Origin of the sequence: Nocardioides sp. (genome assembly GCF_036405735.1) — a bacterium.
In the GTDB taxonomy this organism is placed as follows: Bacteria; Actinomycetota; Actinomycetes; order Propionibacteriales; family Nocardioidaceae; genus Nocardioides.
This window is the reverse complement of record NZ_DASWXC010000033.1, coordinates 1-23947: the sequence shown is the minus strand read 5'-3', so window position 1 is coordinate 23947 and position 23947 is coordinate 1. Positions and strand designations below refer to the sequence as shown.

Below are 23947 nucleotides of genomic sequence, written 5' to 3'. Positions count from 1 at the left end.
GGGGTCAGCTGACGGTGAGGCGGAACGACGCGGACTTCAGGCCGGCCAGGCTGCGGAAGCGCTCGCCGTCGATCGTGACGGTGTCCTTGCTGCCTCGCACGACGACGTCGTCGACCCAGGGGCCGGCGTTGGGGTAGGTGACGAGGTCGATCCCCTGGATGGTCCCGGCCGACGGCGCCACGGACCGCAGCCACGCCAGCGTGACCGACGTACTCCAGCGTCGGACCGGGTCGAACCGGTCGGGACCGCTGACCAGGTAGGGCACCGGACGCTCCTTGACCTCGCCGGCGAGCATCCAGCCACCGTTGCTGGCCGAGAACTGGGTGAAGGCCGGCGCGCCGGCGTACGTCAGCACCTGGCCGCGGGTGGCGCGGATCGCCCGGGTCGCGGCGGGGTGCTCGGCGGACCGGCCGCCGTAGACCTGGTCCTGGGTGGTGTCGTAGACGTCGAAGTAGCCGTAACTGTCGTACTGGCGCTCGTAGGCGGCGTACGAGCGGGCCGCGACGGCCTGCGCGCGGACCGCGTGGGTGGGCCACAGGGCGGGGACCTCGCGCGGGACGACGCCGCGCAGGTACGCCTCCAGACTGACGATGTTGACGGTGTCCCGGTCGATGCTGCCGGGGGCCGGGCTGGCCGCGCGCAAGGTGCCGCGGTAGGCGGTCCGCCGGCCGCCGGCCACGAGCGTGATCGGCTGTCCGCCGGCGCTGAACTCAAGGGTCCCGGCCACGACGGTGAACCGGTGCCAGCCCCGCTTGCGGTAGTCCAGGGCGCTGCGGGTGGCGTCGAGCGGGACGATGCGCCAGCGCGTCGCGGTGCGGGCCGCCTTCCGGGCGAGCTTCCACAGCTTCCAGGTGCGGCCGCCGGCGACGTGGGCGCGCAGCCCCTTGCGGTTGACCACGACCACGTCGGGAGTGGTGTCCGCGGTCAGCAGCACCTTCATCCTCCCGCCGCTGCGCCCCCAGCCGGTGCCCGGGTAGTAGTGCCGCAGGATCTGCCGGTAGCGCAGTCCGTGCCGGGCGGCGGCCGCGGCGCCGTACTGCGACATCCCGTGACCGTGGCCGTGCCCCTGGCCCGCGATGGTGAGCGTGGTCGCACCGGCGGGCACGGGGATCTCCGCCGCCTGCGCCGGTGTCGGCGCGAGGGTCAGGCAGAGCAGGGCCACCAGGGACAGGAGCGCACGACGCGTGAGTCCGATCACCCCGCCACCGTAGCGGGCGGACCATGACACCCTGGGAGCGCCATGACCGAGCCCCCAGCCAGCCCAGCCAGCGCCACCCGCAGTCCTCGTCCGTCCGAGCGCCCGCCTGTACCGGAGCCGCTGCCCCACCCGGTGGTCGACAACCACTGCCACCTCGACATCGCCCGCGGCGGGTCCGACGGGCCCGACGACCGGCTCGACGTCGACGAGGCGTTGCGGCTGGCGGCCGGCGTCAACGTCACGCGCATCGTGCAGATCGGCTGCGACCTGCCCGGAGCCCGGTGGGCGGTGGAGGCCGCCGCGGCGCACGACAGCGTCGTCGCCGGGGTCGCGCTGCACCCCAACGAGGCGCCGCGCGTCGACCTCGACGCCGCCTTCGCGGAGATCGAGCGACTCGCCGCCGCGCACGACAAGGTCCGCGCGGTCGGGGAGACCGGACTGGACTTCTTCCGGACCGGCCCCGAGGGCGTGGCCGCGCAGGTCGAGTCGTTCCGCCGTCACATCGACCTGGCCAAGCGGCTCGACAAGACCCTGGTCATCCACGACCGCGACGCCCACGACGCCGTGCTGGAGGTCCTCGACAGCGAGGGCGCCCCCGACCGCTGGGTGATGCACTGCTTCTCCGGCGACGCCGCCTTCGCCCGGGCCTGCCTGGACCGCGGCGCGTTCCTGTCGTACGCCGGCACGGTGACGTTCAAGAACGCCGAACCGCTCCGCGAGGCGCTCCGGATCACCCCGCGCGACCGCGTCCTGGTCGAGACCGACGCGCCGTACCTCACCCCGACGCCGCACCGCGGCCGCACCAACGCCTCCTACCTCATCCCGCTCACCGTCCGACTCATGGCGCAGGTGCGCGGCGAGGACCTCGGGGACCTGTGCGCGGCCATCGACGCCACGACCGAGCAGGCGTTCGGCGGCGCCTGGTAGCGGCGAGAGACCGGTCACAGCCCGCGCGGAGAGGGCGCGAGGAGTTGCGTCAGACGGGGGTCGTGGGTTCGGGTAGATGACTGACAGCCGGGATCGGGAGCCAGATCCACCGGCGCCGGGACCGCCCTCGGGGGCGCTCCACGAGCCAGCGCCGGTGTCCGAGGCCCGGGCAGTCCGACCATCGGAGCAGTGTGCAGAACCCGATCGTGCAGCGCCTCGCAGCGGCGCTCCGCCGTACCCGTCGTCCCCTCGTCCACCTCACCCGGCTCTCCGTCGCCCGCGGCAGCCGCCCCGTGCTGATCGCGCTGGTGGCCGTCACCGTCCTCGCCGTCGCCGGCGTGACCGTGGGCTACGCCTCGCTCGGCAAGGACGTCACGCTGACCCTCGACGGCAAGGCGCAGCAGCTGACCGCGCGCGGCGAGACCGTCGGCGACGTGCTGGAGGCCCAGGGCGTCACCGTCAGCGAGCGCGACGTGGTGGCGCCCGGCCTGGACGAGCAGGTCGAGGACGGCACCCACATCGCGGTGCGGTTCGCCCGCCCGCTCCGGCTCGAGGTCGACGGCCAGGACCAGACCCACTGGGTGCTGGCGACCGAGGTCGACGACGCGCTCGCCGAGATCGGTCGCGAGTACACCGCCGCCGCGCTGTCGGTGAGCCGTGGCGCCCCGATCGGGCGCCGTGGACTGGTCGTCGAGGTCGTCACCCCCAAGCAGGTCGACGTCAAGCTCGGCGCCCGCAAGCGCGCGCCGCAGACGGTCACCGCCCTCACCGTCGGCGAGGTGCTCGAGCAGCTCGGCGCGACGCCGGACGAGGACGACAAGGTCGTTCCCGCCGCCGACACCCTGGTCACCGACGGCCTGCGCATCACCTGGACCCGGATCCGGGTCGCCACCAAGGCCGTGGCCGGCGAGAAGGTGCCCTTCGACACCATCGAGCGCGAGAGCGACGAGCTGTTCGAGGGCGAGGAGCAGGTCGAGACCGAGGGCCGGCCCGGCCTCCGCGATGCGACGTACCGCCTGGTCTTCAAGAACGGCGAGCTCCGTGACCGCACCCTGCTCAGCCAGTCCGTGCGCCGCCAGCCGGTCGACGAGGTCGTCACGGTCGGCACCAAGGAGCCGGAGGCGAACTTCGCCGCGGGCGACTCCGTGTGGGACCGCCTCGCCCAGTGCGAGTCGGGCGGCAACTGGTCGATCAACACCGGCAACGGCTACTACGGCGGCCTGCAGTTCAGCCCCGGCACCTGGCGCGCGTACGGCGGCACCGGCCTGCCCCACGAGCACAGCCGCGAGGAGCAGATCCGGGTCGCCACCAAGCTGCGCGACGCGCAGGGCGGGTACGGCGCCTGGCCCGGCTGTGCCGCCAAGCTGGGCCTGCCTAGGTGACCCTGCGGCCCGGGACCGCGCCGACTCGGCGGTGCGGAACCTCGGCCACTAGTCTCCACGGCATGCCCGTGACCCCGCCACGCCTGCTCGGCCCGGCGGAGGTCCGGTCGCTGGCCGCCGAGCTCGACCTGCGCCCCACCAAGCAGCGCGGGCAGAACTTCGTGATCGACCCCAACACGGTGCGTCGCATCGTGCGCGAGTCCGGCGTGGGGGCCGACGACGTGGTGCTCGAGGTGGGTCCCGGGCTCGGCTCGCTGACGCTGGCGCTGCTCGAGGTGGCCGGCCGCGTGACGGCGATCGAGATCGACGAGCTGCTCGCGAGCCGGCTCCCGCGCACCATCGCCGAGCTGGCTCCCGACCAGGCCGGCAGCTTCTCCGTCCTGCACGCCGACGCGCTCCGGGTCACCGAGGTGCCCGGGCCGCCGCCGACCGCGCTCGTGGCGAACCTGCCCTACAACGTGTCCGTGCCGGTCCTGCTGCACCTGATGACACTGCTGCCCAGCCTGCGCAAGGGGCTCGTGATGGTCCAGGCGGAGGTGGCCGACCGGCTGGCGGCGCCGCCGGGGTCGAAGGTGTACGGCGTGCCGAGCGTCAAGGCGGCCTGGTTCGCCGACGTACGCCGTGCCGGCGCGATCGGCCGCAACGTGTTCTGGCCGGCGCCCAACGTCGACAGCGGGCTGGTCTACTGGACGCACCACGAGCCGCCCACCACCAAGGTGTCCCGCGAGCAGGTGTTCGCCGTCGTCGACGCGGCCTTCGCCCAGCGTCGCAAGGCGCTGCGTGGTGTGCTGCGAGGCCTCGCCGGCGGCGCTGAGGCCGCCGAGGCCGCGCTGGTCGCGGCGGGCATCGACCCGCTGGCCCGTGGCGAGGCCCTCGACATCCACGACTTCGTCCGGATCGCGGAGGCGCTGGCGGTGGCGCGCTCGTGAGCACCCGCACCAGTGACGCGGTGACCGTCCGGGCGCCCGCGAAGATCAACCTGCACCTCGGGGTGGGAGCCCCGCGTGGCGACGGGTTCCACCCGCTGGCCACCGTCTACCAGGCCGTCGGCCTGTACGACGACGTCACGGTCAGCACCGCCGAGCAGTGGTCGGTCGAGATCGTCGCCGACCCGCACGTCGACCTGGCGCAGGTGCCGGCGACGGAGGACAACATCGCCGTGCAGGCCGGCAGGGCGCTGGCCGACCACCACGGTGTCGCGCTCGCGGCCCGGATCGAGATCCACAAGGGCATCCCGGTCGCCGGTGGGATGGCCGGTGGCTCCGCCGACGCCGCCGCCACCCTGGTGGCGCTGGACCGGCTCTGGGACCTGCAGACCTCCGACGACGACCTGCTCGCCATCGCCGCCCGACTCGGCTCCGACGTGCCGTTCGCCCTGCTCGGCGGCACCGCCGTCGGGCTCGGTCGCGGCGAGCAGGTCGAGCCGCTCACCGACAACGGGCACTACTGGTGGGTGGCGGTCTTCAACGACACCGGCCTGAGCACGCCGGAGGTCTACCGGCACTACGACGTGGTCTGCCCCGAGCCGCCGGCGCCGTGTGTGCCGGACCGGCTGCGGGAGGCGCTCGTGAGCGGCGAGGTGTCGCTGCTCGCGACGGCGCTGCACAACGACCTGGCACAGGCCGCGCTCGACCTGCGCCCCGACCTGCGCGGGACCGTCGCCGACGGCGAGGCGTCCGGCGCCCGAGCGGTCCTGCTCTCCGGATCGGGGCCCACGCTCCTGCTGCTGGCCGCCGACGCCGAGGACGCCCGCACGGTGGCCGGCGAGATGCGCGCCCGGGGGCACGAGCGGCTGGCCGCCGTACCGGCCCCTGTCCACGGCGCGCACGTGGTGACGCTGGCATGAACCTCGTCAACCTCGAGAGCGTCTCGAAGTCCTACGGCATCCGCCCGCTGCTCTCCGACGTCTCCCTCGGCGTGGCCGCGGGGCAGCGCATCGGCATCGTCGGGCGCAACGGCGACGGCAAGACCACCCTCCTGGAGGTGCTGACCGGCGTCGAGGAGCCCGACAGCGGCCGGGTCTCGCGCCAGCGGGGCCTGCTGATCGGGTACCTGCGCCAGGGCGACGATCTCGTCGACACCCACACGGTGCGCGAGGCGGTGCTCGGCGGCCGCGACGACCACGAGTGGGCGGCCGACCCGCGGCTGCGCGAGATCGTGTCGGTCCTGCTCGCCGGGGTGGAGCTGGACCGTGCCGTCGCGGGGCTGTCCGGCGGCGAGCGGCGGCGCTGCGCGCTGGTCGAGCTGCTGCTCGGCGAGCACGACCTCCTGGTGCTCGACGAGCCCACCAACCACCTCGACGTCGAGGCCGTCGCCTGGCTCGCCGCCCACCTGGCCGCGCGTCCGTCCGCGCTCGTGGTGGTGACCCACGACCGGTGGTTCCTGGATGCGGTGTGCCAGTGGACCTGGGAGGTCCACGACGGCGTGGTCGACGCCTACGAGGGCGGGTACGCCGCCTTCGTGCTCGCCAAGGCCGAGCGCTCCCGTCAGGCCGCCGCCTCGGAGGTACGCCGGCAGAACTTGGTCCGCAAGGAGCTGGCCTGGCTGCGGCGCGGGGCCCCGGCGCGGACGTCGAAGCCCCGTTTCCGGGTGGAGGCCGCCAACCAGCTGATCGAGGATGTGCCGCCGCCGCGCGACCGGCTCGAGCTGTCGCGGATGGCCACGCAGCGGCTGGGCAAGGACGTCATCGACGTCGAGGACGTGGACCTCTTCCGTGGCCCCCGGCAGCTGCTCTCCCACGCGACCTGGCGTATCGGCCCCGGCGACCGGATCGGCATCGTCGGCGTCAACGGCGCCGGCAAGAGCTCGGTGCTCTCGCTGCTCGACGGCTCACTCCCGCCGAGCGCCGGCCGGGTCAAGCACGGCCGGACGGTGTCCCTCCAGCACCTGACCCAGCAGCTCGACGACCTGCCCGCCGACGGCCGGGTGCTGGAGACGGTGGAGTCGATCCGGCGCGTCACGAAGACGCTGTCGGGGCAGGAGCTGACGGCCACCTCGCTGCTGGAGCGGTTCGGCTTCACCGGCGACCGGCTCACTGCGCGGCTGGGCGACCTGTCCGGCGGCGAGCGGCGGCGCTTCCAGCTGCTGCGGATCCTGCTCACCGAGCCCAACGTGCTGCTGCTCGACGAGCCGACCAACGACCTCGACATCGAGACCCTCACGGTGCTCGAGGACTTCCTCGACTCCTGGCCCGGCACGCTCATCGTCGTCTCCCACGACCGGTACTTCCTCGAGCGGGTCACCGACTCCGTCTGGGCGCTGCTCGGCGACGGCCAGATCTCCATGCTGCCGCGTGCGGTGGACGAGTACCTCGAGCGACGCCTTCCTGCTGCCGTCGAGTCCCGGGTTGTGGCCCCGCGAGTCCCGGGTCCTGGCCCTTCGAGTCCCGGATCGTTGCCCTCTGAACCGGAGTCCCAGCCGGGTTCGCAGCCGGCGCCCGGCGTACCGAAGGCGAAGGCGGGCTCCGCCGAGGAGCGCGCCGCCCGCAAGACCATGGCCCGCATCGACAAGCAGCTGGAGCGGATCGGCGCCCGCGAGGCCGAGCTCAACCAGCAGGTGCTCGACAACCCGACCGACTACGAGAGGCTCGCCGAGCTGGGTGCGGAGCTGTCCGCGCTCGCCGCCGAGCGGGACGAGCTCGAGCTGGAGTGGCTCGAGGCGGCCGAGGTCGTGGAGTGACGCCGTTCCTCGTCCGCCACGGCCATCCGCATCGTCGAGCTGCCCTGGCGCGCCCCCTCGCAAACTGTCACCGTGACAGTTCGCGGCACGGGTGACACTTCAAACGGTCACTCTCGCCGCAAGCTGTCACGGTGACACTTTGCGACGAGGACGAGGCGCCGCCAGCCTCAGCTGAACGGCGCGAGCAGGCGTCGCAGCAGGTCGGCCAGCTCCGTCTGCTGCCGGGTGGAGAGACTCTCGAGGAACGCCTTCTCCGCCTCGATGAGCGCGGTGAACGCCCCGTCGACGGCCGCCTTGCCCTCCGGCGTGAGGCGCACCAGCACGCCGCGACGGTCCTCGGGGTCGGGGTAGCGCTCCACGAAGCCACGGGACGCGAGCCGGTCCACGCGGTTGGTCATCGTCCCCGAGGTCACCAGCGTCTCGCGCAGCAGCCGGCCGGGGGAGAGCTCGTACGGCGTGCCGGCGCGCCGCAGCGCCGCGAGCACGTCGAACTCCCACGACTCGATGCCGTGCGCCGTGAACGCCTGGCGCCGGGCCAGGTCGAGATGCCGGGACAGCCGGGAGAGTCGCGAGAAGACCGCGACCGGGGCAAGGTCGAGGTCGGGCCGCTCCCGCGCCCAGGCCTCGGAAAGGTCGTCGACCTCATCCCTCATGGAGGTGAGCGTAGCGGATAAAGATTCTTGACATCGAGACAAACCCGGAGGAGAGTCGAGATATCTCGACATCAAGAGATCTTGACCGGCTCGATCGACCAGGAGCAGCGCATGACACAGCCGTGGGACCCCGACCGCTACCTGACGTACGCCGACGAGCGGGCGCGGCCGTTCGTGGAGCTGTTGTCCCGGGTCGGCGCCGACGCGCCGGCCACGGTCGTCGACCTCGGCTGCGGGCCGGGGAACCTGACCTCGCTGCTGGCCGACCGCTGGCCGGGTGCCGCGATGACGGGCATCGACAGCAGTCCGGCGATGGTCGAGCGTGCCCGTGCGAACGAGACCCGGATCGAGTGGCGGGTCGGGGACGTCCGGGACTGGGCGGCCGAGCGCGGCAGTGTCGACGTCGTGGTCTCCAACGCCACCCTGCAATGGGTGCCCGGCCACCTGGAGCTGCTGCCTCGACTCGCCGCGAAGGCGGCCGGGTGGCTCGCGTTCCAGGTGCCCGGCAACTTCGCCGAGCCGAGCCATGCGCTGCGCGAGGAGCTGGCGGCGGAGGAGCCCTACCGCGAGCACACGCGTGGACTGGAGCGGCCGGACAGCCACGACCCGGCGACCTACCTGGAGGTGCTGGCGGCTGAGGGCTTCGACGTGGACGCCTGGGAGACGACGTACCTCCACGTGCTCGAAGGCGAGGACGCGGTCTTCGACTGGATCAGCGGCACCAGCCTGCTGCCGACCCGCGCTGCGCTGCCGGCGGACCTCTTCGAGCGGTTCGCCGAGGAGCTCAGGCAGCGGTTGCGGGATGCCTATCCGGCCCGCGCCGGCAAGGTCGTGCTGCCGTTCCGTCGCATCTTCGTGGTGGCTCGCAACAAGCAGGGGAGGGTGGCATGAGGCTGCACCACGTGCAGGTCGGGATCCCGGCCGGCGGCGAGGAGGCGGGCCGGCGGTTCTACGCCGACGGTCTCGGGATGAGCGAGGTGGCCAAGCCGGCCGAACTCGCCGCGCGCGGGGGAGCGTGGTTCCGCTCCGAGGGCGGGGCCGAGATCCACCTCGGCGTGGAGGAGGCGTTCGCACCGGCCCGCAAGGCGCATCCCGCCCTGGCGGTGGCGACGGTCGACGAGCTCGAGAGGCTGGGGACCCGGCTGGAGCGGGCCGGCTTCGCCGTCGACTGGTCGCAGCGCCACAACGCGGAGGCGTTCGAGCGGTTCCACACCCGGGATCCGTTCGGCAACCGGGTCGAGGTTGTCGTTGTGGTTACCCGCGAGTAACGTTGCGGGCATGTCGCAGCTCGAGAGCCTCTGGAAGTCCACCACCGGCCTGCCGGTCATCGGCAAGGTCGCCGGCAAGAAGATCTTCTCGGTGGCGTTCAGCCAGAAGGCGCCGTACTTCGGCTCGATCCGACCCACCGTCACCGAGCTGCGGCCCAACCACGCCGAGGTGCTGATCCGCAACCGGCGCCGCGTCCGCAACCACATCGGCACCGTGCACGCCATCGCGCTGTGCAACGGCCTGGAGATGGCGATGGGTGCGCTGGCCGAGGTGACCATCCCGGCCGACAAGCGCTGGATCCCCAAGGGCATGGAGGTCACCTACACCGCCAAGGCGAGCAGTGACATCACCTGCTACGCCGAGACCACCCAGGAGCAGTGGGAGAGCGCCGACGGCGACCTCCCGGTGAAGGTGTGGGCCACCCGCGACGACGGCACCACCGTCATCGAGGGCGTCATCAACCTGTGGGTGACGCCCAAGAAGCGCTGATCACCTCGGTGCCTGGGTCGACTCGTTGGCGACGACGATCGACGTCATCCCGACGTCGAGCGGCTTGCGCTCGCCGACGAGCTTGCGCTGCAGCCAGGTGGCGACGACCGTCAGCACGAGGTTGACCGCGATGTAGAGCGTGGCCAGTACGACGGCGGTCTGGAACTGGTTGCCGAACTCGGTCCAGACCTGCCGGCCGATGTAGGTGAGGCCGGGCGCGATGATGTACATGCCGAGGGCGGTGTCCTTCAGCGCCACCACGCACTGGCTGATGATCGCCGGAAGCATGATCTTGATCGCCTGCGGCAGCAGGATGCTCGTCATGACCTGGGTCTTGCGCATGCCGATCGAGTAGGCCGCCTCGGACTGGCCCTTCGGGATCGCCAGGATGCCGGCCCGGAACACCTCCGCCAGCACCGACCCGTTGTAGAGCGTCAGGGCGATGACGACCGACCAGTACGGGCCGATGCCGTCGGCTCCGACGCCCCACGTGAAGAAGATGAAGACCATCAGCAGCAGCACCGGCACGGCGCGGAAGAACTCCACGACCAGGAGCGAGGGCCATCGTGCGACGGCGTGGTCGGACATCTTGCCGACGCCGAAGACCAGCCCGTAGACGACCGCGAAGATGATCGACAGGAACGCCATCTGCAGCGTCTGCCACAGCCCCTCGGCGATGGCCGAGACGTAGTCAGGCGTGACGAACGGCTCCCACAGGTCGTAGGAGAGCTCGCCCTTGCTGTCGAGGAAGAAGATCCCGGCGATGACGAGGGCGACCAGCGCCGCCGTGGTGAGGATCGCGTAGAGCCGGTGCCGCGCGCGGGTGCGCGGTCCGGGCGCGTCGAAGAGGACGGAGGTCATCGGGGTCCCTTGGGGTGACTCATCGCGCAGCCCTCCAGCGGCGTTCGAGGCCGAAGCCGGCCAGGGAGATCAGCTCGACCAGCACGATGTAGCCGAAGGCGAACACGAGGAACATGTACATCGTCTCGTCGGCGTTGCGGTTGACGAACCAGCGCATCCGGGCTGTCGCCTCCATCAGGCCGAAGACCGCGACGACCGAGGTGTTCTTGGTCATCGCGATGAAGGTGCTGGTCAATGGCGGGACCGAGGCGCGGAAGGCCTGGGGGAGGACGACGTAGCGCATGTTCTGGCCGAACGTCATGCCGATCGCGCGGGCCGCTTCCGCCTGGCCGAGGTGGACGGCGTTGACGCCGGAGCGCAGTGACTCGGCCACGAACGGAGCGGTGTAGAGGCTGACCGCCACGACGCCCTTGATCAGGAAGGGCGTGCCGATGAAGAGCCCGAGGTTGGGCGCCGCCACGAACACGAACACGCAGACGATGAGCAGCGGGGTGTTGCGCACCAGCGTCACGTACGTCGACGCCGCACCGCGCAGGATGGCGACCGGACCGACGCGCATCGCCGCCAGCAGCGTGCCGAGCACGAGAGCGACGACGCCCGAGAGTGCGGCGAGCTGGACGGTCAACCAGAACGCGCGCAGCACCAGGTCGAAGTTGGAGAGCACGTCCTCCACGCAGGGCTCCTCTCGAGCGGCGGGTTCGGCATCACCGGTGAACCGGGGATTCCGTCACTTCGGGGCCGTTGCAACAGCCCCGAAGTGACGGAACCGGCCAGGGAGTGTGACTCCTGGGGTCAGGCAGCCGGGTCAGGCAGCCGGGCAGGCGTCGGCAGTCGGCGGCTCAGGCGTCTCGACGCCCGACTTGCCTAGTGTCGCCTCGAAGGCGTCCGCCCAGGCGCCATCGTCCTCAGCCTCCTCGATCGTCTCGACGATCCACTCACACATCTCCGGGTGGTCCAGCGAGTAGCCGACGCCGTACCGCTCCTCGGAGAACGGGTCGACCACGACCTTGAGCTCGTCGGGGTGCTCGGCGGCGTAGCCCAACAGGATCGCGCCGTCGGTGGTCATCGCGTCGACCGTGCCGTTGAGCACCTGGTCCACGCACTCGGAGTAGGTGTCGAAGCCGCGCGGCGTGGCGCCCTCGGCCTCGATGTTCTCCAGCGAGGTGGAGCCGGTGACCGAGCAGACCTCGGTGCCGGCGACGTCCTCGAGCGAGGCGATGTCGCTGTCGGAGCGGACGAGGAGCTGTTGGCCGGTGACGTAGTACGGACCGGCCTGGCCCACGACCGCGCGCCGCTCGTCGGTGATGGAGTACGACGCGATCACGAGGTCGACCTCACCGGACTGCAGGAACGGCTCCCGGTTGGCGGAGATGGTCTCCACCCATGTGATGTCCTCCGGTGCGATGCCGAGGTCGGCAGCGAGGATCTTGCCCATCTCGGGGTCGAAGCCGACCGGCATGTCGTCGGTGGCCCCCTTGAAGCCGATGCCGGGCTGGTCGAACTTCACGCCGATCTTGATCGTGCCCGACTCGGCGAGCTCGCGCATCCGCGTGCCGGTGTCGAACTCCTCCGCGGCGTTGTCCTGGACGTCGACGTCGGCGCCGGAGTCGCCGTCGTTGCCGGCGTCACCGCAAGCCGCGAGGCCGGCGGTCAGCAGGACAGCAGCCGCGGCAGCCTTGAACCTGGTCAATCGCATCCTTTGTCACCTTCTCTTCGATTGTGTCTTCGGTGGTGCAGGGTCCCGCCCGAGCAGGTGCGACGGGGTCAGTGCCGGATGATCTTTCCGAGGAACTCCTTGGCTCGGTCACTGCGCGGGTTGGTGAAGAACTCCTCGGGGGTGGCCTCCTCGACGATCTGCCCGTCGGCCATGAACACGACGCGGTCGGCCGCGGTCCGCGCGAAGCCCATCTCGTGGGTGACGACCACCATGGTCATGCCGCCCTGGGCGAGGTCGACCATGACGTCGAGGACCTCCTTGATCATCTCCGGGTCCAGCGCGGAGGTCGGCTCGTCGAAGAGCATGACCTTCGGCTCCATCGCCAGCGCTCGCGCGATGGCGACCCGCTGCTGCTGACCGCCGGAGAGCTGGGCGGGGTACTTCTCCGCCTGGTGCGCGACGCCGACGCGGTCGAGCAGCTGCCGGGCCTTGGCCTCCGCGTCGGCCTTGGACCGCTTGCGCACCTTCACCGGGCCGAGCGTGACGTTCTCCAGCACCGTCTTGTGCGCGAAGAGGTTGAAGCTCTGGAAGACCATCCCGACCTCGGCGCGCAGCCGCGCGAGCGCCTTGCCCTCCTGCGGGAGGGGCTGGCCGTCCAGCGTGATCGCGCCGGAGTCGATGGTCTCGAGGCGGTTGATGGTGCGGCACAGGGTGGACTTGCCCGACCCCGACGGGCCGATCACGACCACCACCTCGCCGCGGCCGATCGTGAGGTTGATGTCCTGCAGCACGTGCAGGGCGCCGAAGTGCTTCTCGACGTGGTCGAGCCTGAGCATCGGATGCTCCGTGCCGGACGGGCCGGGTGTTCCTGACGTCTCACCGAGGACTGTCATGTCGCGACACTAGCCATTCCGGAGGGTCGACGGCCATCACCTGTCCTCCCGGAGAGGTTGCGATTCGGGCGCGATCCGTCGGCCGCCGTACGCTCTTGGTTGCTATGACGCGCACGTACGAGGTCCGCACCTACGGGTGCCAGATGAACGTCCACGACTCCGAGCGGCTCTCCGGGCTGCTGGAGGACGCGGGCTACGTCACCGCTCCCGAAGGAGAGCAGGCTGACGTCGTCGTCTTCAACACCTGCGCGGTGCGGGAGAACGCCGACAACAAGCTCTACGGCAACCTCGGTCACCTGGCACCCGTCAAGGCCAAGAGGCCCGGCATGCAGATCGCCGTCGGCGGTTGCATGGCCCAGAAGGACCGCGACACGGTCGTCAAGCGCGCCCCGTGGGTCGACGTCGTCTTCGGCACCCACAACATCGGGTCGCTGCCGGTCCTGCTGGAGCGGGCGCGGGTGCAGCAGGAGGCCCAGGTCGAGATCCTGGAGTCGCTCGACGTCTTCCCCTCCACGCTGCCGACCAAGCGGGAGAGTGCGTACGCCGCCTGGGTCTCGATCAGCGTCGGCTGCAACAACACCTGCACCTTCTGCATCGTCCCCAGCCTGCGCGGCAAGGAGAAGGACCGCCGCCCCGGCGAGATCCTGGCCGAGATCGAGGCCCTGGTGGCCGAGGGCGTCTCGGAGGTCACGCTGCTGGGCCAGAACGTCAACGCCTACGGCGTGGAGTTCGGCGACCGGCAGGCGTTCTCCAAGCTGCTGCGCGCCTGCGGTGAGATCGAGGGCCTGGAGCGGGTGCGGTTCACCTCGCCGCACCCGGCGGAGTTCACCGACGACGTCATCGAGGCGATGGCCGAGACGCCGAACGTCATGCCGAGCCTCCACATGCCGCTGCAGTCGGGCTCCTCGAAGGTGCTCAAGGACATGCGCCGCTCCTACCGGCAGCAGAAGTTCCTCGACATCATCCACCGCGTGAAGTCCGCCATCCCGGACGCTGCGATCACCACCGACATCATCGTGGGCTTTCCCGGCGAGACCGAGGAGGACTTCCTCGAGACGCTCCACGTCGTGCGCGAGGCGCGGTTCTCCTCGGCGTTCACGTTCCAGTACTCCAAGCGCCCCGGTACGCCGGCCGCGGAGCTGCCCGACCAGATCGCGCCCGAGGTCGTCGCCGACCGCTACCAGCGGCTCGTCGAGCTGCAGACGCAGATCTCCTGGGAGGAGAACCGGCGGCTCGAGGGGCGCGTCGTGGAGGTCATGGTCGCCGAGGGCGAGGGTCGTCGCGACGGCGAGACCGGCCGGCTCTCCGGGCGGGCGCCCGACAACCGGCTCGTGCACTTCTCCTCCGCGCTCGCGCCGTCGGTCGAGGCCACGCAGATCCGTCCCGGCGACATGGTCACCGTGCGGATCACCCGCGGCGCGCCGCACTACCTCGAGGCCGACGGCGAGGTGATGGCCGTGCGGCCGACCCGCTCCGGCGACGCGTGGGCGGTCCGGCAGGGCCGGCCCGCGGACGAGCCGCGCCAGGTCGGCCTCGGCATGCCGAGCATCGGTGTGCCCGCGCCGCTGCCGGACGCACCCGTCTGCGGCTGACCGGACCCGGACGGCGCCTAGGAGTCCGACCGCGGGTCGGCGGAGGGATACCCCGCCTTCGGGGGCAGTCCGGCGGGGTTGGCCTCCTCGGCGCCGGGCGACTGCTCGGCGGGTGCCTCCGGAGCCGGCTCGACGGGGCTGGTGTCCTTCTCGCCGGAGGTGTCGGTCTGGCCGGGGCCGGTGTGCCCGACCCGTTCGCTGCTGACCCCCATGCCTTGCTCGAGAGGGTCGGGGATGCCCTCGCCGACGTTGTCCGGGAGGCCGGTCCCGATGTCACGCACGATGCCGGTCGGCTCGAGCTCGACCGCGTCGGGGCCGCCCGGGTTCGGCTCACCGGGCTCGATGGCGGGCTGGGGCTGTGGACCGAGGTCCATGACGTTCCCTCCTCGCGTCGGGGTGCTGGTCCGTCGGGACCGGTATCCGATCCCGACCCCCGACACGCCCTCGCGACACGCCGTGCGAGCGACCTCAGGAGGCGGCGAACCCGAAGGTGGAGTACGCCGGCAGCGTGCCGTCCCGCAGACCGGCGAGCACCGCCGCCTCGTGCGGGACCATCGGGTCGGGCAGGTCGTCGAGCGCGAACCAGCCCAGCTCGGTCGCCTTGAGCGGCTCCACGATGCGCGGCTCGCCGGTCCAGGACCGGGCGGTGAAGAAGAAGTCGATCCGCTCGTCGATCGCCTCCCCGCTGCGGGTGCGCTGCATCGCGGTCGCGAACTCCAGCGACAGCCCCGTCACGCCGATCTCCTCGAGCGCCTCACGCGCCGCGGCGTCGTACGCCGTCTCGCCCCGCTCCACGTGCCCGGCCGCGGCGGCCGCCCAGTGCCCGGGCATGTAGGGCACCGCGCCACGCCGCTGCAGCAGCACCTCGGTGCCATCGGAGCCCTCACGCAAGAGGAAGACGTAGCTGGCGGGCACCACGACGAACCGGTCGGGCCCGGCGAACGCTTCCACTCGGTCGGTCATGCGGTCAGGGTAGTGAGGATCGCGGACACGCGGTTTGCCACACTGGCGACCATGAGCGACGGCGGGGCAGCGAGCGGTGCCTCGACCCCGGGCGTCGTCCCGATCGTCGCCGTCGTCGGCGCCACCGCGGCCGGCAAGACCGGCCTGAGCCTGGACCTGGCCGAGGCACTGGACGGCGAGATCGTCAACACCGACGCGATGCAGGTCTACCGGGGCATGGACATCGGGACCGCGAAGCTGCCGCCGGCCGAGCGCCGTGGCATCCCGCACCACCTCCTCGACCTGCTCGAGATCACCGAGCCCGCCACCGTCGCGGAGTTCCAGCAGCTCGCCCGCGACACGATCGCCGACCTGCGAGCCGCCGGCAGGGTCCCGGTGCTGGTGGGTGGCAGCGCGCTGTACACCCGCGCCGTCGTGGACCGGTTCGACTTCCCCGGGACCGATCCGGCCGTCCGCGAGCGGCTCGAGCAGGAGCTGGCGGACGTGGGCGTCGAGGCGCTGCAGGCCCGGCTGGCCGAGCTCGACCCGGTCTCCGCCGGGCGGATCGAGGAGATGACGCCGGGCAACGGCCGCCGCATCGTGAGGGCCCTCGAGGTCATCGAGATCACCGGGAAGCCGTTCAGTGCGCGCCTGCCGGTGCCGGAGTACGTCGATCCGGCCACGATCCAGATCGGCGTCGACATCGACCGCGAGACCCTCGACGCCCGCATCGAGCAGCGGGTGGGGGAGATGTTCGAGCAGGGGTTCGTCGACGAGGTCCGGCGGCTGCTCGACCGCGGGCTGCTGGAGTCGCGGACGGCCCTGTCCGCCATCGGCTACCGCCCCGTGGCCGCCCATCTCGCCGGCGAGCTGACGCTGGCCGAGGCGCGCGACCGCACGGTGCAGCAGACCCGCCGCTTCGCCCGCCGCCAGGACGCCTGGTTCCGCAAGGATTCCCGCGTGGTCTGGGTGAGGTACGACGACCCCGACCGCATCGCCCGAGCCGTGGCCGCCGTCCGGGCCGTCGCCCCCGGCACCTGACCTCCTCAACCGCTCCCCGCGAGGGAGTGGTTGGAAATGTCAGGTGTCGGGCGTGGGATCGCGTTCGCGGGGCACTGAAAGTGACATGCGCCACACTGTCCCCGCGGCCACCATCGCCCTGGCCTGCCTCGTCGCCACTCCCGCCACGACCGCGGTCGCCACGCCGACCGCGTCCCGTGCCCCCACGAGCACATCGATCAGCACCGCCGCCGGCGCCCTGGGCGCGAGCGAGCAGCCGGCCGACCGGCGCGCGCCCCGCAAGGTCGCGACCAGCATCGGTCGGGGCGGCGCCGTCAGCACGGTCGACCCGTACGCCACCCGCGTCGGGCTGCGCGTGCTGCGCTCCGGAGGCAACGCGGTGGACGCCGCCGTCGCCGCCGCGGCCGCGCTCGGCGTCACCGAGCCCTACAGCGCGGGGATCGGTGGTGGCGGGTACTTCGTGCACTACGACGCCGACACCGGCAAGGTGCGCACCCTGGACGGCCGCGAGACCGCTCCGCGCGGCATCCGGCCCGACGCGTTCATCGACCCGGCGACCGGCGCGCCGTACAACTTCAGCCCGGAGCTGGTCACGAGCGGGGTCTCGGTCGGCGTACCCGGCACGCTCGCGACCTGGAAGCGGGCGCTGGACCGTTGGGGCACGCGCAGCCTGGCCCGCTCGCTGCGCCCGGCGGCCCGGCTGGCGCGGCGCGGGTTCGTGGTGGATGCGACGTTCCGGCAGCAGACGGCCGACAACGCCGCGCGGTTCGCGGCGATCCGGCCGACCGCCCGGCTGTTCCTCCGCGGCGGCCAGCCGCCGCGCGTGGGCACCGTCTTCCGCAACCGGGCGCTGGCCCGGACCTACGACCTGATCGCCCGCCGGGGCGTGCGCGCCTTCTACCGCGGCCCGATCGCCGGTGACATCGTGCGCGCGGTGCGGCGACCCCCGAAGACGGGGAGTACGACGCTGCCGGTGCCGCCCGGCTCGATGACCCGCGCCGACCTGCGCCGCTACCGGGTCATCCCCCGCCGCGCGACCCGGGTCGGCTACCGCGGGCTCGGCGTCTACGGCATGCCGCCGTCCTCCTCGGGCGGCACCACGGTCGGTGAGGCGCTCAACATCCTGGAGCGCTACCCGCTCTCGTCGCTGCCGGCCCCGGCGTTCTACCACCACTACTTCGAGGCCAGCGCGCTGGCGTTCGCCGATCGAGGCCGCTACCTCGGCGACCCCCGGTTCGTGTCGGTGCCGGTCAGGGCGCTGCTCGACGACCGGTTCGCCGCGGAGCGCGCCTGCTCGCTGAACCCGCTGACGGCCGCGCCCAAACCGGTCCCGGCCGGGGACGTGACGTCGTACGACGGCGTCTGCCCGGCCGCGCCCCGCCCGCAGTCCGAGCGCGCGGACACCGAGAACCGCGAGACCACCAACCTGACGGTGGTCGACCGGTGGGGCAACGTCGTGGAGTACACCCTCACCATCGAGCAGACCGGTGGCTCCGGCATCGTCGTCCCCCGGCGCGGCTTCCTGCTCAACAACGAGCTGACCGACTTCAGCACCGTCTACGACCCGGCCGACCCGAACCGGATCCAGCCCGGCAAGCGGCCGCGCAGCTCGATGTCGCCCACGATCGTGAAGCGCGACGGCAAGGCATGGCTCGCGCTGGGCTCGCCGGGCGGCTCGACCATCATCACCACGGTGCTGCAGATCCTGCTGGAGCGGGTCGACCGCGGCCTGTCGCTGCCGCAGGCCGTCGCCGCGCCGCGGGCGACCAACCGCAACACCGCACGGTCGACGGCCGAGCAGGCGTTCATCGACCGGTACGGCGCCCTGCTGGCGGCCTTCGGCCAGGAGCTGACCGTCGCCGGAGCGCCGGGCAGCTCCGCCTCCGAGATCGGCGCGGCCACGGCGATCGAGATCGGGCGGCGGGGCCGGCTGACGGCCGTCGCCGAGCCGGTCCGACGGGGAGGCGGCACCGCCCTCGTGGTGCGGCCACGCCGGTAGCGGGTAGTTCCGGACGATCGGGCCCTTCATCCCTCGGCAGAGGGGCCCCTTCGTCCGGAACTACCGCGACGGCCCGCTCCCAGCACCCGTACGATCGACCGGTGAGCCCGACCAGTACGCCGGCGACCGGCTGGACCGAGATCGCGACGGTCGCTGCGCTGGAGGCGCTGGTGGGGGAGCCGACCGAGCTGGTCCGCACCAAGGTCCGTGACCGGCTGCTGCCGATCGACCGCGACTGGCTGGCGGCCTCGCCGTTCTGCGTGCTCGCCACCGCCGACGCGACCGGCCGCTGCGACGCCTCGCCGAAGGGCGACCCGGCTGGCCGGCTGGTGCACGTCCTCGACGAGGTGACGATCGCGCTGGCCGAGCGTCCGGGCAACCGGCGGGTCGACGGCTACCGCAACGTCCTCGCGAACCCGTACGTCGGCCTGGACTTCCTCATCCCGGGCCGGGGCGACACGCTCCGGGTCAACGGCCGCGCCCGGCTGGTGAGCGAGGCGCCGTTCTTCGACGCGATGGTCGTCAAGGGGCACCGTCCGATCCTCGCCCTCGTGGTCGCCGTGGAGGAGGTCTTCTTCCACTGCGCCAAGGCGTTCCTGCGCAGCGGACTGTGGGACCCGACCACCTGGGCACCCGACGCCGTCCCGCGCCGGGCGGTCATCGCCCAGACCGTCGAGCGGCGCGAGGCCAGCCTCGAGGAGCTCGACGCCTACTACGGCGAGGCCTACGCCGGAAGGTTGTACCGATGACCTACGAGTTCCTCAAGGGCCACGGCACCGAGAACGACTTCGTGCTGCTGCCCGACCACGACGGCACCGTGCACGGCGACCTGAGCGCGGAGCGGGTCCGGGCGCTGTGCGACCGTCGGGCTGGCATCGGGGGCGACGGCGTGCTGCGGGTGATCCGGACGGCGGCGTACGCCCCGCAGTGGGTGGACCAGGCGGAGTGGTTCATGGACTACCGCAACGCCGACGGGTCGGTCTCGGAGATGTGCGGCAACGGGGTACGCGTCTTCGTCCGGCACCTGGTCGACGCGGGACTGGCCACGAGCCCGGTGCCGGTCGCGACGCGCGCCGGCATCAAGGTCGTCACCGTCGAGGGCGACCAGATCACCGCCGACATGGGGCCACCGAGGCTGCTCGGCAGCTCCGAGGTCAGCGTCGGCGACCGGACCTGGAGCGCCCGGCACGTCGACATGGGCAACCCGCACGCGGTCGTGTTCCTCGCACCGGGGGAGACCCTCGACCCGCACGGTCCCGTCGGGCCGCTCCTGGATCCGCCGGTGCACGACACGGCGGAGTACCCCCACGGCGTCAACGTCGAGTTCGTGGTCCGCGAAGGTGAGCACCACGTCGCCCTGCGGGTGCACGAGCGCGGCAGCGGCGAGACCCGCTCCTGCGGCACCGGCGCGTGTGCGGTCATGGTCGCGACGGCTGAGGCCGACGGAGCGGCCAGGGACACGCCGTACGCCGTCGACGTCCCCGGCGGCCGGCTCACGGTCACCTGGACCTCCGCGGACCGGGTGTTGCTGGCCGGTCCGGCCGTCATCGTCGCCAGGGGGACGGCGAGCCTCTGACCGGTACGCCCGTGCCAGTGGTGAAGTGAGGCTCCCTCGGGTAGTAGGTGGTGAGGCAGTCGCGCCGCGACCGCGGGGACCGGAGCGCCGGCCCACCGGTCGGCAGCGGCCCGGGAAGGAGACCGATGGACCCCGCAGCGGACCCAGCAGCGGACCCGGCAGGGACTGGGCGGCGCGCGTGGGTGGCGCTCGCCGGCGGCTGCGCCATCGTCGCGCTCTTCGCCCTGACGCTGGGCACGGCGGCCGGGTCGGTGACCTACCTCCTCGGTGCCGGCTACGGCGTCGCACTCTCGATCGTCGGCGCCCGCCGCATGCCGCGGCCCCTGCGTCGCGCCTGGGTCGCCTTCGCGGTCGCACAGGTCCTCTTCCTCACCGCCGACGTGATCAGGACCGTGCTCCGGCACACGTGGGACGACGTGCCGTTCCCGACGGTGGCCGACGCGTTCTACCTCGCGCAGTACGTCGCGCTGGCGTTCGGACTGGTGTGGCTGGTGCGAGGGCGCCGGGACGGCCGTGACCGCGCCGCGTTCCTGGATGCGGCCATCCTCACCACCGGCGTGAGCGTCGTCGGGATCATCTTCTTCGTCGCCCCGGCCGCGACCGCGGCCAGCTCGACGATCCTCAGCCAGGTGGTCGCTGCCGCCTATCCCGCCGGCGACCTGCTCATCGTGGCGGTCGTCTTCCGCATGCTGATCGCCGGGATGGTGCGCAACGTCGCCCTGTGGGCGCTGCTGACGGCGCTGGGAGGAGTCCTCGCCGTCGACCTGTACTACGTGGTGAGCATCGTGGGGGGAACGGCTTACCCGGCGTGGACCGACTGCATCTATCTGCTGTCCTACCAGCTGCTCGGCTTCGCGGCCCTCCACCCGTCGGCCCGGACGCTCTCCGAGCCCGCGCCCGACCGGGCCGCGCGCATCAACGCCGCGAGGCTGAGCTGGCTGGGCGTCGCGCTGGTGCTGGCGCCGGTCGCCGACCAGGTCGCGCACGTGACCGGCTTCCAGCGGCAGTCGTGGGTGGTGCTCGCCGGTGCCTGCATCTCGGCGGTCCTGGTGGTGTTGCGGCTGACCGACGTGCTCAACGATCTGCAGTACACCGCGGTCCAGCTCGACGCGCTCGCCCGCAAGGACGGTCTGACCGGGGTCGCCAACCGGCGTACCTGGGACCACGAGCTGCTGCGTGCCTGCGCCTTCGCTCGTGATCAGCGCACCTCGCTCTCGGTGGCGGTGCTCGACATCGACCACTTCAAGGAGTTCAACGACACGCACGGCCACCTGGCCGGCGACCGCGTCCTGCAGGACACCACGGCCGCGTGGACGTCGACGCTGCCGGACACCGGCTTCCTCGCCAGGTACGGCGGCGAGGAGTTCGCCGTCCTCCTTCCACAGCTTCCCCCGCGCGAGGTCCGCGCGGTCCTGGAGCGGATGCGGCAGGCGGTGACCCACGGCCAGACCTGCTCCATCGGCGTGGCCACCTGGGACGGCGCCGAGAGCCCCGCCGAGGTCGTGTCGCGGGCCGACCAGGCGCTCTACCTCGCCAAGCGCTCGGGGCGGGACCGCGTCGTCGTCCACGAGGACGGTCCCGAGGGGATGGCGCCGCCACCCGGCGCTGCCGCGAGCGCCCGGGCCACCCCCTAGGATCCGGGCCATGGATCTCCAGGGAACTACCGCCATCGTCACCGGCGGCGCGAGCGGGATCGGCGCCGGCTCCGCCCGGGCGCTGGCCGCCAAGGGCGCCACCGTCTTCGTCGCCGACCTCAACGCCGACGCCGGTGAGGAGCTGGCCGCCGAGATCGGTGGCGTGTTCGCCCAGCTCGACGTCACCGACACCGAGCAGATCACCCGCGTCGTCGAGGCCGCGGCCGAGGTGGCGCCGCTCAAGAGCGTCGTGAACTCCGCCGGCATCGCCAACGCGATCCGCACCATCGGCCGCGACGGGACGATCGACTCGGCGTTCCCGCTCGCCAAGTTCGAGGCGGTCGTGCGGGTCAACCTGCTCGGCACCTTCGACATGGTGCGCCAGGCCGCCACCGTGATGAGCCGCAACGAGCCCGACGCCGGCGGTCAGCGCGGCGCCATCGTCAACATGGCCAGCGTGGCGGCGTTCGACGGCCAGATCGGCCAGGTCGCCTACTCCGCCTCCAAGGGCGGCATCGTCGGCATGACCCTGCCGCTGGCCCGCGACCTGTCGACCGCCGGCATCCGCGTCAACACGATCGCGCCCGGCCTGATCGACACCCCGATCTACAACTCCTTCCCGAACCCCGAGGAGTTCAAGGCGCAGCTCGGCCAGAGCGTGCTGTTCCCCAAGCGGCTCGGTGCGCCCGAGGAGCTGGCCAGCATGGTCGTCGAGCTCATCACCAACGACTACATGAACGGCGAGACCATCCGGGTCGACGGCGGCATCCGGCTGCCCCCGAAGTAGCTCTCAGCGCAGCTCGCCGAGGCCGGCCCGGCGCGCCCGCAGGATCGCGTCGGGCCGGTCCCGGGCGCCGAGCTTGGCGATGACGTTGGAGACGACGTTGCGAACGGTCTTGTCGGAGAGGAACAGCCTCCCGCTGATCGCGGCGTTCGACAGGCCGCCGGCGACCAGGTCGAGCACCTCGAGCTCGCGGTCGGTGAGCTCGGGGAACGCCTCGGCGCCGCGGCGCGCGGTGAGCGGGGACTCCCGCACGCGCAGCAGCACCTGCTCGGCGACGCCCTCGCCGAACACGGCGCCCCCGGCGGCGACGTCGTGCAGCGCCCGGGCGACCTCGGTCTTCGTGGCGCCCTTGACGAGGTAGCCCCGCGCGCCGGCCCGCAGCGCAGCGACGACGCTGTCCGCGCCCTCGTGCATGGAGAGCACCAGCACATGCACGCCCGGGACGTCCGCGACGATGCGGCGTGTGGCCTCCACGCCGCCTAGACCCGGCATCGAGAGGTCCATCAGCACGACATCGGGCTGCAGCCGGGCGGCGAGATCGACCGCCTCGAGGCCGTCGCCGGCCTCGCCGACCACGGTCACGCCGGGCAGCGAGCCGAGCACCAGGGCCAGCCCCTCCCGGTAGACCGGGTGGTCGTCGGCCACGACGACGCGCAGCCCGGTCTCCTCGTCCCGCTCGCTCACGCGTGCACCCTCTCATCAGACGGACCTGGAGCGGGCAGGGTCGCCACGACGACCGTGCCGCCGAGCGGTCCGCTCGTGACGGTGCAGCTCCCGCCGAGCTCCTCGGCACGCTCGCGCATCGAGACCAGCCCCACGCCGGTACGCCGGCCGGCGATGAGCCCCTGGCCGTCGTCGGCCACGGTGACCTCCAGATGGTCGGGGAGCCGCTCGACCCCGAGGCGCACCCGGGCGGCATCGGCATGGCGGGCGGCGTTCGAGAGCGCCTCGGTCGCGATCCGCAGCGTGGCGACCTCGACCGCGGCGGGCAGGTCGCGCAGGTCGCCGCGGACGTCCACGTCGACGTCGAGCCCGCTGACCGCGAAGCCCTCCGCGGCCGCCTGCAGCGCCTCCGCCAGGCCGAGCTCGTCCAGGGCTGCCGGCCGCAGCCCGTCCACGATCCGGCGTACGGTCGCGACCGCGCCGGTCAGCAGCGTCTCGGTGCGCTCGGCCAGCGGGGCGGCCGGGTGCTCGCCGATGAGGGAGCGCACCTCGCCGACCTGCAGTGCGACGGCGGCGAGCAGGGGCCCGAGATCGTCGTGCAGGTCGTGGCGCAGCCGGCGCCGCTCCTCCTCCCGCGCCAGGACGAGCCGCTCCCGCGACTGCTGCAGCGCGTCGCGCAGCTGGGCCGCATGGGCGGCGACGGCGACCGGACGCGCCAAGTCCTCCAGCA

General features: G+C 72.4%; 25 protein-coding genes. 15 read left to right on the top strand and 10 right to left on the bottom strand.

Translation table 11 applies throughout. The annotated features are described in order from the left end of the window. Positions 1-4: 4 nt before the first annotated feature. The gene (locus tag VGE38_RS05125) at positions 5-1198 is read right to left on the bottom strand and encodes a SpoIID/LytB domain-containing protein (protein ID WP_331141456.1); all 1194 of its coding nucleotides are present in this window, start codon (positions 1196-1198) and stop codon (positions 5-7) included. Between the two features lie 42 nt (positions 1199-1240). Between VGE38_RS05125 and VGE38_RS05120 the strand changes: the two genes are divergently transcribed. The 5 genes from VGE38_RS05120 (at position 1241) to VGE38_RS05100 (ending at position 7185) form a co-directional block, all read left to right on the top strand. After that, positions 1241-2125 carry a TatD family hydrolase gene (locus VGE38_RS05120; RefSeq protein WP_331141455.1) on the top strand — a complete coding sequence of 295 codons (885 nt, stop codon included), beginning with the start codon at positions 1241-1243 and terminating at the stop codon, positions 2123-2125. Between the two features lie 206 nt (positions 2126-2331). Next, on the top strand, positions 2332-3507 hold the full coding sequence (locus tag VGE38_RS05115; protein WP_331141454.1) for a resuscitation-promoting factor: 1176 nt from the start codon (positions 2332-2334) through the stop codon (positions 3505-3507). Between the two features lie 62 nt (positions 3508-3569). After that, complete coding sequence (gene rsmA, locus VGE38_RS05110; protein ID WP_331141453.1) at positions 3570-4436, top strand: 16S rRNA (adenine(1518)-N(6)/adenine(1519)-N(6))-dimethyltransferase RsmA; 867 nt, start codon at positions 3570-3572, stop codon at positions 4434-4436. Continuing rightward, positions 4433-5353 (top strand): 4-(cytidine 5'-diphospho)-2-C-methyl-D-erythritol kinase, encoded by a 921-nt coding sequence (locus VGE38_RS05105; protein WP_331141452.1) that lies wholly within the window; start codon positions 4433-4435, stop codon positions 5351-5353. The genes rsmA and VGE38_RS05105 overlap by 4 nt, the downstream gene beginning before the upstream one ends. Then, positions 5350-7185, top strand: a complete 1836-nt coding sequence (locus VGE38_RS05100; protein ID WP_331141451.1) for an ABC-F family ATP-binding cassette domain-containing protein — start codon at positions 5350-5352, stop codon at positions 7183-7185. Before VGE38_RS05105 ends, VGE38_RS05100 begins: the two co-directional genes overlap by 4 nt. Before the next feature lie 167 nt (positions 7186-7352). On the opposite strand, the gene VGE38_RS05095 is transcribed toward VGE38_RS05100, so the two are convergent. Further along, on the bottom strand, positions 7353-7838 hold the full coding sequence (locus tag VGE38_RS05095; RefSeq protein ID WP_331141450.1) for a MarR family winged helix-turn-helix transcriptional regulator: 486 nt from the start codon (positions 7836-7838) through the stop codon (positions 7353-7355). 111 nt (positions 7839-7949) lie between these two features. Between VGE38_RS05095 and VGE38_RS05090 the strand changes: the two genes are divergently transcribed. From VGE38_RS05090 to VGE38_RS05080, 3 genes are read left to right on the top strand one after another with little or no spacing between them, the layout of a single operon-like run. After that, a complete protein-coding gene (locus VGE38_RS05090; protein ID WP_331141449.1) occupies positions 7950-8729 on the top strand; it encodes a trans-aconitate 2-methyltransferase in 780 nt (259 codons plus the stop codon). Further along, the gene (locus VGE38_RS05085; RefSeq protein WP_331141448.1) at positions 8726-9106 is read left to right on the top strand and encodes a VOC family protein; all 381 of its coding nucleotides are present in this window, start codon (positions 8726-8728) and stop codon (positions 9104-9106) included. The genes VGE38_RS05090 and VGE38_RS05085 overlap by 4 nt, the downstream gene beginning before the upstream one ends. Positions 9107-9116: 10 nt before the next feature. Then, positions 9117-9596, top strand: a complete 480-nt coding sequence (locus VGE38_RS05080; protein WP_331141447.1) for a hotdog fold domain-containing protein — start codon at positions 9117-9119, stop codon at positions 9594-9596. On the opposite strand, the gene VGE38_RS05075 is transcribed toward VGE38_RS05080, so the two are convergent. The 4 genes from VGE38_RS05075 to VGE38_RS05060 form a co-directional block, all read right to left on the bottom strand. After that, on the bottom strand, positions 9597-10457 hold the full coding sequence (locus VGE38_RS05075; RefSeq protein ID WP_331141446.1) for an amino acid ABC transporter permease: 861 nt from the start codon (positions 10455-10457) through the stop codon (positions 9597-9599). 19 nt (positions 10458-10476) lie between these two features. After that, positions 10477-11130 (bottom strand): amino acid ABC transporter permease, encoded by a 654-nt coding sequence (locus VGE38_RS05070; RefSeq protein WP_331141445.1) that lies wholly within the window; start codon positions 11128-11130, stop codon positions 10477-10479. A 132-nt stretch (positions 11131-11262) separates the two neighbouring features. Continuing rightward, positions 11263-12153 carry a glutamate ABC transporter substrate-binding protein gene (locus tag VGE38_RS05065; RefSeq protein ID WP_331141444.1) on the bottom strand — a complete coding sequence of 297 codons (891 nt, stop codon included), beginning with the start codon at positions 12151-12153 and terminating at the stop codon, positions 11263-11265. Positions 12154-12221: 68 nt separating this feature from the next. Next, positions 12222-12950: an amino acid ABC transporter ATP-binding protein gene (locus VGE38_RS05060; RefSeq protein ID WP_331141474.1), complete on the bottom strand. Its 729-nt coding sequence runs from the start codon at positions 12948-12950 to the stop codon at positions 12222-12224. 161 nt (positions 12951-13111) lie between these two features. On the opposite strand from VGE38_RS05060, the gene miaB reads away from it, so the two are divergent. Continuing rightward, positions 13112-14599 (top strand): tRNA (N6-isopentenyl adenosine(37)-C2)-methylthiotransferase MiaB, encoded by a 1488-nt coding sequence (gene miaB, locus VGE38_RS05055; protein WP_331141443.1) that lies wholly within the window; start codon positions 13112-13114, stop codon positions 14597-14599. A 17-nt stretch (positions 14600-14616) separates the two neighbouring features. On the opposite strand, the gene VGE38_RS05050 is transcribed toward miaB, so the two are convergent. Together VGE38_RS05050 and VGE38_RS05045 are read right to left on the bottom strand one after the other, a co-directional pair. After that, positions 14617-14973 carry a hypothetical protein gene (locus VGE38_RS05050; protein ID WP_331141442.1) on the bottom strand — a complete coding sequence of 119 codons (357 nt, stop codon included), beginning with the start codon at positions 14971-14973 and terminating at the stop codon, positions 14617-14619. A 94-nt stretch (positions 14974-15067) separates the two neighbouring features. Beyond that, positions 15068-15562, bottom strand: coding sequence for an NUDIX domain-containing protein (locus VGE38_RS05045; protein WP_331141441.1), 495 nt, complete (start codon positions 15560-15562; stop codon positions 15068-15070). Between the two features lie 51 nt (positions 15563-15613). Between VGE38_RS05045 and miaA the strand changes: the two genes are divergently transcribed. The 6 genes from miaA to VGE38_RS05015 all read left to right on the top strand — a co-directional run bounded on the left by miaA (position 15614) and on the right by VGE38_RS05015 (position 22557). Next, on the top strand, positions 15614-16582 hold the full coding sequence (gene miaA / locus VGE38_RS05040; RefSeq protein WP_331141440.1) for a tRNA (adenosine(37)-N6)-dimethylallyltransferase MiaA: 969 nt from the start codon (positions 15614-15616) through the stop codon (positions 16580-16582). A gap of 85 nt (positions 16583-16667) precedes the next feature. Further along, complete coding sequence (gene ggt, locus VGE38_RS05035; RefSeq protein WP_331141439.1) at positions 16668-18560, top strand: gamma-glutamyltransferase; 1893 nt, start codon at positions 16668-16670, stop codon at positions 18558-18560. 101 nt (positions 18561-18661) lie between these two features. Further along, the gene (locus VGE38_RS05030; protein ID WP_331141438.1) at positions 18662-19309 is read left to right on the top strand and encodes a pyridoxamine 5'-phosphate oxidase family protein; all 648 of its coding nucleotides are present in this window, start codon (positions 18662-18664) and stop codon (positions 19307-19309) included. Continuing rightward, complete coding sequence (gene dapF, locus VGE38_RS05025) at positions 19306-20136, top strand: diaminopimelate epimerase (RefSeq protein ID WP_331141437.1); 831 nt, start codon at positions 19306-19308, stop codon at positions 20134-20136. Before VGE38_RS05030 ends, dapF begins: the two co-directional genes overlap by 4 nt. 125 nt (positions 20137-20261) lie before the next feature. Next, entirely contained in the window at positions 20262-21770 is a 1509-nt protein-coding gene (locus VGE38_RS05020) for a GGDEF domain-containing protein (protein ID WP_331141436.1), read from the top strand. Positions 21771-21780: 10 nt separating this feature from the next. Continuing rightward, the gene (locus VGE38_RS05015; protein WP_331141435.1) at positions 21781-22557 is read left to right on the top strand and encodes an SDR family oxidoreductase; all 777 of its coding nucleotides are present in this window, start codon (positions 21781-21783) and stop codon (positions 22555-22557) included. A 3-nt stretch (positions 22558-22560) separates the two neighbouring features. Here the strand turns inward: VGE38_RS05015 and VGE38_RS05010 are convergent, their stop codons facing one another. Together VGE38_RS05010 and VGE38_RS05005 are read right to left on the bottom strand one after the other, a co-directional pair. After that, the gene (locus VGE38_RS05010; RefSeq protein WP_331141434.1) at positions 22561-23238 is read right to left on the bottom strand and encodes a response regulator transcription factor; all 678 of its coding nucleotides are present in this window, start codon (positions 23236-23238) and stop codon (positions 22561-22563) included. Beyond that, on the bottom strand, positions 23235-23947 hold a 713-nt coding region (locus VGE38_RS05005; RefSeq protein ID WP_331141433.1), incomplete at its 5' end, for a sensor histidine kinase. The genes VGE38_RS05010 and VGE38_RS05005, both read right to left, overlap by 4 nt.